Source organism: Salinicola peritrichatus (assembly GCF_003206715.1).
GTDB lineage: Bacteria > Pseudomonadota > Gammaproteobacteria > Pseudomonadales > Halomonadaceae > Salinicola > Salinicola peritrichatus.
Genome location: NZ_PZJU01000097.1, coordinates 793 through 9240, shown reverse-complemented (window position 1 = coordinate 9240; position 8448 = coordinate 793). Strand labels below are relative to the sequence as shown.

The 8448-nt window shown below is 59.6% G+C and carries 10 protein-coding genes; 2 read left to right on the top strand and 8 right to left on the bottom strand.

The features are described from left to right. Positions 1–386 precede the first annotated feature (386 nt). The 6 genes from DOM57_RS21535 to DOM57_RS21510 all read right to left on the bottom strand — a co-directional run bounded on the left by DOM57_RS21535 (position 387) and on the right by DOM57_RS21510 (position 3984). Complete coding sequence (locus tag DOM57_RS21535) at positions 387–677, bottom strand: muconolactone Delta-isomerase family protein (RefSeq protein WP_110651787.1); 291 nt, start codon at positions 675–677, stop codon at positions 387–389. Between the two features lie 34 nt (positions 678–711). Next, positions 712–1026: an Atu4866 domain-containing protein gene (locus DOM57_RS22145; protein WP_204353066.1), complete on the bottom strand. Its 315-nt coding sequence runs from the start codon at positions 1024–1026 to the stop codon at positions 712–714. Positions 1027–1140: 114 nt separating this feature from the next. After that, complete coding sequence (locus DOM57_RS21525) at positions 1141–1614, bottom strand: carboxymuconolactone decarboxylase family protein (protein ID WP_204353065.1); 474 nt, start codon at positions 1612–1614, stop codon at positions 1141–1143. Between the two features lie 50 nt (positions 1615–1664). After that, positions 1665–2402: an SDR family oxidoreductase gene (locus DOM57_RS21520; protein ID WP_110651784.1), complete on the bottom strand. Its 738-nt coding sequence runs from the start codon at positions 2400–2402 to the stop codon at positions 1665–1667. Between the two features lie 246 nt (positions 2403–2648). Next, positions 2649–3206, bottom strand: a complete 558-nt coding sequence (locus DOM57_RS21515) for a hypothetical protein (protein ID WP_110651782.1) — start codon at positions 3204–3206, stop codon at positions 2649–2651. A gap of 1 nt (position 3207) precedes the next feature. After that, positions 3208–3984, bottom strand: coding sequence for a MipA/OmpV family protein (locus DOM57_RS21510; RefSeq protein ID WP_162619633.1), 777 nt, complete (start codon positions 3982–3984; stop codon positions 3208–3210). Positions 3985–4211: 227 nt separating this feature from the next. Here DOM57_RS21510 and DOM57_RS21505 point away from each other — a divergent pair, with 227 nt between their 5' ends. Both DOM57_RS21505 and DOM57_RS21500 read left to right on the top strand, forming a co-directional pair. Beyond that, positions 4212–4919, top strand: coding sequence for a response regulator (locus DOM57_RS21505; protein ID WP_110651778.1), 708 nt, complete (start codon positions 4212–4214; stop codon positions 4917–4919). Next, a complete protein-coding gene (locus DOM57_RS21500) occupies positions 4916–6292 on the top strand; it encodes a sensor histidine kinase (RefSeq protein WP_110651776.1) in 1377 nt (458 codons plus the stop codon). Before DOM57_RS21505 ends, DOM57_RS21500 begins: the two co-directional genes overlap by 4 nt. 24 nt (positions 6293–6316) lie before the next feature. Here the strand turns inward: DOM57_RS21500 and DOM57_RS21495 are convergent, their stop codons facing one another. Continuing rightward, the gene (locus DOM57_RS21495) at positions 6317–7216 is read right to left on the bottom strand and encodes a LysR family transcriptional regulator (RefSeq protein ID WP_110651774.1); all 900 of its coding nucleotides are present in this window, start codon (positions 7214–7216) and stop codon (positions 6317–6319) included. A 216-nt stretch (positions 7217–7432) separates the two neighbouring features. Beyond that, on the bottom strand, positions 7433–8448 hold a 1016-nt coding region (locus DOM57_RS21490; RefSeq protein ID WP_110651791.1), incomplete at its 5' end, for an MDR/zinc-dependent alcohol dehydrogenase-like family protein.

The window sequence follows — 8448 nt, the reverse complement described above, 5'->3', positions numbered from 1 at the left end:
TCATGCCGGGACCATCGTCATTCGCGTTGGGGCCGTAGCCCCGCATGCCATGACCCATGTCGTGAGCCGTGGCGATGGAACTGATGGCCACCAGGCATGCGCCGGCGACCAGTTTGGATAGATGCTGCTTGATCATGGCGTTTCCTTCTGAAAGAGAGACTATCCGGCAACACATATAGGTATAGGGTATTATCGGACTGCGATCGAGCGAGTGCGTTGTGTCAAATCGTCGCCGTTCATATTGGCGACGGTACTACGGCCGATATCCCCAGCGGCACCGGCCACGATGGCGACCCTTTCTACACTCACTGCCCGCGATAGAGAGGCATTCTCGCTTTTCGATTCGGGGCTCATGGACGCGCCTCCCTCTATCTGATCGCGTGATTTCAGTCGGTTCCGACGAGCATGGCGGCATGGGGCTTCAGCGGGATGATGACGTCCACCTTCACGACACCCGCCTGAGCAAGGGGCAGCGTGTCCATGTGCGCGACCACTTCGGCCACGCTGGCCGCCTCGACCAGGATGACGGAACCCAGGCGGTCTTCGCGGTGCCAGATCTGGCGCAGCACATTCGCGCCGTAGAGCCGCCGTACCTGGCGCAGTTCGGCTTCGAGTCCGTTGTCTATGACCTCCTGAGAAGCATCGGAAACAATGCTGGTTTCTACGAGAAATTGCATATGTGTCAGTCCTTTATCCGAGGGTGGAAGGCGGTCAGTCCGGCAAGGCGCGGGACAACAGGGTCAGCCCGGCACCGACGAGGAACGTGGCCGCGATGAAAACGAGAAACGTCGTGAAGCTCAGACCGTGCAGGGAGCCAACGATCTGGCTGCCAAGACTGCCGCCGAGGAACATCGAAAACCCATAGAGCGCCGTCGCGACACCACGGTATTCGGCTGCTTTCGCACCGATCAGCTCGACGATCGCCGGTGCGAAGGCACTGGTGGTCACGCGGCCATTGGGCAACAACTCATGCCGGATATGGCCATCGACCGTGACCCACATGCCCGCATAGGGATGGTTTGCCATTGAAGAATCTCCATCGAAACATGTCGCCTGCGCCGTTCCCGCGAGGAACGTCGCGACCAGAGAAGCGGTCAGCGGCACAATCCGTTGCCTCGTCAGATGGGAAGGCGGATCGCTTCACGGTCCCGCCTCTTCGCTGGCTTCGCGGCGCTCTTGAAACAGATCGGCCAGCACGCCGGAGGCGGCGATCGCCGGCGGAAAGCCGGCGTGAACGGTCGTCAGGTAGATGACTTCCTTCAACTCTTCCTCGGTGACACCGGCATTGAGCGCATAACCGGCGTGAACTTTCATGTAGTCTGGCTGGCCGAGAGCAGCGAAGACCCCGACAGTAATCAACTGGCGAGTACGATCGTCCAGCACGTCACGCCCCCAGACCTCGCCCAGGGCATAGCCCTGGACGGCCTCGGCAAGAAAGGGAAACGCCTCGCGCATGGATTCCAGTACCGGCTGCGGCTGTCCCTGGTTCAAGCGCAGAACTACCTCGTTTCCTCGCTCCAGGCGCTCGCTCTCGGACATGGCAAGGGCCGCATCCGTCGACATCGCCAAGGACAAGAAGAGCGCGCTACCGCCGATTCCCATTCGATTCGTCATTTCGACCTCCCATTCGGTTGCCTGGGCGCGACAAGGCACTCACTGCATATTCAGTACGGACTCGAGGTCGGCCGCACGATGATTTCGCTGACATCGACCTCCGCCGGCTGCCCGATGGCGAAGGCGATCGAGCGGGCGATGGCCTCCGCCGGGATCGCTCCGGCGCGGAACGACTTCATCGCCTCGCGAGCGGTAGCGTCGGTGATCGAATCCGCCAATTCGGACTCGGTCACGCCGGGGCTGATGACCGTGACGCGAATGTCGCCACCGACTTCCAGGCGCAGGCCCTCGGAAATCGCCATGACGGCGAATTTGGTGGCGGAATAGACGGCGGCCGTCGGTGCCACGCTATGGCCACCGATCGACGACAGATTGATGACCTGTCCCGAGTGCTGGTTCTGCATGACCGGTAGCGCGGCCGCGATGCCGTGGAGCACGCCGCGGATGTTGACGTCGATCATGCGATTCCACTCGTCGAGCTTGAGCGCTTCGAGCTTTGAGAGCGGCATCACGCCGGCGTTATTGATGATCACGTCGACACGGCCATAGGTTTCCTGCGCCGCAGTCACGAAGGCGCGCATCGATTCGACGACGGTGACGTCCAGCTCGCGGCAGTCGGCTTCGCCACCCGCCTCGCGGATCTCGCTCACCAGGCGTTCGAGCCGGTCGGTGCGTCGCGCCCCCAGCGTCAGCTTGGCGCCCAAGCCGACAAGATGACGCGCCGTGGCCTCACCGATGCCACTGCTGGCGCCGGTGATCAGGACAACTTTACGGGAAAGATCGGTCATGGTGCTTCCTCGTATCGGTGACAGTCGTCGGGAATTCACCCGACCCACGGGAAACAGCTTATTGACCTAGACAAGAAGAATAATCGGGAGAAAACTTCATGATTTATGAAGCTGTGGATACATAATTGCTTAATATGCTTGCAACAGAAGGCCTGAAGGCCATATCGGAACCTTCGTGGACGATGCAAGCGTGTGATTTAGGTCTGTCTGAAAAGTCGGCGAGCGTAGGCAATTTTCGTATAGAGCCTAACGGCACCGCCGTCTTTTCAACAAGGCAAGCAGTTTTGCGCGCTCGACCAGGTGCGCATCCAACCACCACGCCAAGTCGTCATTACTCAGCACAAGAGGAACGGAATCCGCTTCGAATCCGTGACGCGAGTACACGCGCTCCCATAGGAGCGCGGCGGCGGGCTGGTGGCGCTCATGCTCGCTGCACCAAATCCCTCCGACCCAGCATTGCTGCTGTGGTGCCGGCGCAGGATGGCGTGTCTCGACATCCCACGGGCAGTGAATATCACAAACCGGGAAGGCGCATCGCCTCATTGCCAGCGATATACCCAACGATGGCGCCTGGGATGCACGATACAGGTCCACGCCGGTGACTCGTTCCGTGTCCACGTCGTCTCCCGGCCATCGGTATCCCAGTTCGAGGTAATCGAAGCACAGGCGCGTGCTGTGCGCCGGGTCCGGGCAGCGCATCGCCAGCAGACGGTTGCCCGGCAAGGCTTCGATGGAGAGATCGAGCGTCCGCGAGCGCGCAATCGACAAGATATAGCGCCCTTCCATCTCATCGAGCCCTTCCATCTCAAAACGAGTAACTGATCCCACCCGTCAGGGAGACGGCATGGTCATCCTCGATCAAGGGACTGTCGGAAATCTCATCGGGATAGTGCTGGTATCTGGCGCCAGCGTAGAGGGTCCAGTCGCGGCTCAGGGAATAAGCAAGGTCCACGCCGATGCCGGGAACGAACGCGGCGTCGGGGGAATAGGCGTAGCTGCCGCTGAGGCTTTCGTCGGCGTCGAGACCGAAATAGTAGTCCACGACGTTATCGGACAGGTAGGTGGCATCGACATGCGGTGTCACGCGTGCCCGTCCAACGTGCCAGGGATAGGCGTACGCCACACGATACAACTCCCCTTCAGAGTTGCCCGAGATGTCCGTCTGGGCCTCGGCCCTCAAGACGCCGAAACGGCTCGTCCAAGCCCCGGACAACCCAGCGTAGTAGCTGCGATCCCAATCATCCAACCGGTCCCGGTCGACGTTTCGCTCTGCCAACTTCCTGCGCCCGAGATCGTCCGCGTCCATTTCCTGGTGCCCGATCGACAGCAAGGCATCCAGCGTGAACCGATCGCTTCGGTATAGATGGACACCACCTTCGGTCGCATGAAAGAACAGCCACCGGCTGTCGACATAAACCAGGGGGTAGACGCTGCCATCGGAATCGGCATCCACATAGCCGTCGTCGGACAACGACCCCATCACGCCCAACCGCCACTGAGTGCCGTTTGCATTCGAATCCGCCGGTTCCTGCCATGCTTCGACATGAGCCGTCGCCAACGACATGGCAATGCAGCCGGCCATTGGCAAAAGACGTCCTTTTTTCTTTACGATAGCTCTACCGTGCATCGCTCGAATCCTCTATCGTCGATAATCTCCGTAGCCTATCCATCGAGGCCTATCGAGCGCGATCATGGCATAGCGATTTTTCTGCACTATTTCTCAAATATTTCCAACTTGAAACATTAACCTCTTGTCATACACAAAACACAAAAAACGTAAATATCGCCATTCATTTCGGAGGAAATTCAGTGACCAGGGTATTGATCGTCGACGACGACTCGGACCTCCTTGAACTGATGTCAGGATTCCTTTCCCGACACGGAATGTTCGTCGATTCAGCGAACTCAGGTATCGTAATGGATCAAAAATTATCCACCGAAACTTTCGATATCGTGATTCTGGATATCATGCTACCGGGGGAGGATGGACTGACATTGTGCAGACGTATTCGAGAATGTTTCTCCACGCCGATCATCATGCTAACAGCAATTACGCATACGGCGGACCGGATCGTTGCCCTGGAACTCGGGGCCGATGATTACGTCATAAAGCCATTCGACTCGCGCGAGATTCTGGCAAGAATACGCGCAGTTCTTCGGCGTACTTCAGCCGCCGAAACTGGTTCCACCCACGCTACCCATATCTTTCGATTCCTGGATTGGCGCGTCGATGTATCGCGAAGAGAACTGCGTCGTCGTGATGACACCATGGTGCCGATATCCGGGGGAGAGTTCACGTTACTCCTGACCTTTCTGGAACATCCCGGATACCTGTTGTCTCGTGACCAGTTACTGGATCACACCAAGGGCGAAATGCATGATGTCTACGACAGGAGCATCGATGTTCTGATCAGCCGTCTGCGACGAAAAATCGAAGTCAATGCGCGCCGCCCCGAAATCATCAAGACCGTGCGCAATGCCGGATATATCTTTACCCCAACGGTGCAATCGTCATGAGTGAAAGACGCCGCTTCGTTGGCAGTTTCAATAGCTGGTTCGTCGCCAATGTCATTGCCGCTATTCTTATTGCATTGGCAATGAATTTCATTTTCATCCGTTTTTCAGGTACTTGGTCAAATCCTCCTCTCAGCGAAATCGACCAGATCGCCATGGCTGCCGGCATCGCCAAGACGATCGATCGCATTCCATCCAATGAGCGTTCGTCATTGACTCGTGAACTTTCCTACAACGGCATCCATGTCTCCTGGTTCGCCAATCGTGACGATTTGCCGATTCCCGACGTACACGAGGAAAACGATCCGGACCCGGATCTTCATCGCGATATCGTAGAGCTGCTCGGATTCGAGGATACCGATATTCTGGCCATCGACCCCGACGACGACTCCTGGGTCTCGATGATGCTCCCCAACGTCGAGCGCTTCTATGCATTGGCGATTCGGCTCGAGGATCACTCCTGGCTGATGTTCTCGACACAGGCCCGTTTCTGGGGATTGGATTCAAGCATCCGATGGCTGCTGACGGCGTTTTTCGTTCTGCTGTCGACGCTACTCATCTCCTGGGTATTCGGCTTGCGGGTCGCCCGCCCCATGCGCCATTTCGCCCGCGCCGTCGAGCAATTCGGCATCGGCGCCCGACGTCGGCCGTTGGAGGTGAGGGGGCCCATCGAGATTCGCGAGACGCTGGCCGCGTTCAATGCCATGCAAACGCAAATACAGCGGCTACTCGAGGGGCGCGTGGCGATGTTCTCGGCCATCTCGCATGATCTCAGAGCACCGTTGACGCGACTCAAGTTGCGTAGCGAACTGGTCGACGACGAGCGCCAGCGGCACAAGATCATCGGCGACATCGATGAACTCCAGTCGATGGTGGAGGCCTGCCTGGCCTATTTTCGGTTGGAGTCGCAACCCGAGGAGCTGACGCGCCTGGAATTCAGCGAGCTGCTGCATACCGTCGTGGACAATTTCCGCGATATGGGCAAAAAGGTGGCGTATCATCATGCGCGATCGGTGATCTATCAAGGCCAGCCCACGGCCCTGAAACGTGCCCTGACCAACCTGATCGACAACGCCATCAAGTATGGCGGTCATGCCGAAGTCGAGCTTCGCGTCATCGAGAGTACCATCGTCGTCACCATCCAGGATGAGGGCCCAGGCGTGCCGCCGGAGAACCTGCCCCGGCTTTTCGACCCGTTCTATCGCGTGGAACCTTCGCGCAATCCCCAGACCGGCGGATATGGTCTGGGGTTGGCCGCCAGTCGCTCGGTGGTGCATTTTCACGGCGGAGAGTTGACGATCGCCAATCGCCGGCCACGAGGATTGATCGCCACCATTCGCCTCCCCCTCCTCGAGGCATCCCCTCGCCTGGAATGACACATTTCCCTACAGTCTTTCGCGCTATCTCGTCGAACGCTGCTTGAGGAAGTCGATGAACGCCCGCATCGCCGCCAGGTGATGGCGCTGGCGTGGATAGTAGAAATAGAACCCCTCGAACGGCGCGCACCAGGGCTCGAGCATCGTCACCAGCCGCTCCTGACGAATCAGTGGTGCGGCCCAGGCCTCGACGGTGAAGGCGATGCCGACACCATTGACGGCGGCATCGAGCATGGCCCTCAGGTCATTGACGATCAGCGGACCGTGTACCGCGACCCGGAACCAGCCGCCGTCACGCTGGAACTCCCACTGGTAGGGATGCATCTGCCCCGGCCAGCGCCAGTTGATGCAACGGTGCCGATGCAGATCGGAAGGCGTTCGGGGTTTGCCATGCCTGGCCACGTACTCGGGCGAAGCCACCACGCAATGGCGCAACATCGCGCCTAGAGGGATCGCCACCATGTCCTGTTCGAGCAGCTCGCCAAGGCGAATCGCACCGTCGAAACCGGCTTCGATCATATCCACCGGCTGATCGTCCAGGGTCAGGTCCAGTTCGATCTCGGGATAGGCATCGGCGAACGCTGCCAGCAGCGGCTCGAGATAGAGCTGGTAGCCGACACGGAAGGCGTGCAACCGCAACCGGCCGCGTGGCCGCTCGCCCAGCTCCGAGGCGTCGGTCACGGCCGCCTCGACCTCGGCGATCGCCGGTTTGAGTCGTCTCGACAGTCGCTCACCGGCTTGCGTCAGCCCGACCCGCCGCGTGGTGCGATGAAACAAGCGTACACCAAGCCGCCCTTCCAGGCCCTTGATCGTCTGACTGAGCGCCGAAGGGGAGACTTGCATTGCCTCCGCCGCGCGCACGAAGCTCCCTTGCTCGGCCACGGCGAGAAAGGCCTGAAGCTCGGCGAATTCACTCCCGCGCATCGCTACTCCCAACGGTTGCCCGACATGAAGCCAGCCCAATTCTTCGGCAAGCTTCGGCCACTCATCGACTTAGTGTATTTCAAGCCTATCGGTCTACAATCCCGTCATCGCGAATAGACTCATCGACTGCACAGGCAAACCCGCCACGGACCTGACCGTAGCGGGTACCGAGGCTTGAGCCGGAGCCCGTCGGTTGGCTACCGCCCCAGCGCTCGACTATTGCGGCTCAACGACGGTCATTTCAAAAGGACTATCTTCGGCAGCGTTGGCCACGGCCTGATTGATATCGTCCAACTTGAAAGTGCTGATCCGATAGTGGTCGAGTGACACAAGCCCTGCCTTCACCAATCCGACCATGCGATAGGTGGCATCCGCCGGGTACATCCACTGTCCACGAATCGTCATGTTGTTGCGCATGATCCAGGGATAGGGAAGGCGCAAGTCGTCGCCGCCCAGCATACCGACGCCCCCCATGAGCGAGATACGTCCTTCCCGCCTCACGCTCTTGATGGCCGCTTCGACCGTCCGGGTACTGACGGCCGGCGGCAGGATATCCATCATGCAGTCAATAGGCGCCGGCGCCACCGCTTGCATGCGGCGCGTGTCGGCATCGGTATCGCCGCTCAGTTCCAGCGTTCGGACACGCCCACCGAAGCGCGCCTTCAAGGTATCCAGCATGGCACGGTTGCGCCCCGGCGCGATGACGCAACTCGCTCCCATGGCCAAGGCGACCGTGACCGCCGCGCTGCCCAAATTGCCCGTGGCGCCGCTGACCAGTGCCGTCTCGCCGGGCTGCAGACCGACCGAGAGCCAACCGCCGTAGGGAATCAGCAACCCATTCAGAGCACACCATGCCGGTGCCTGCGAAGCCTCTATCTCACCGATGGGAATCGCGTTCTCCAACGGCAGCCTCATCTGCTGCGCGAAGGGACCATCGTGGAAATAGGCATGAAGGGCCATACCGCCCTCACCACGTGCACTCCAGCCCTGCAGCGTAATATCCGGAGACTGTGCGTTGTCCCGCGAACGTACGGTAGGGTCGCAGAACACCCAGTCGCCGATTGCCAGCGTCGTGGCGTCCGGCCCCAGTGCACGAACGCGCCCGATGGCACCACAGCCCGGAATCAGCGGTAGTCTGATCGGGTATTGGCGCTCGCCACTGAATACTTCGTGCGCATAGGGCAATATGGGCGCTGCCATGATATCCACCACGGCTTCGCCGTAAGCGCTCC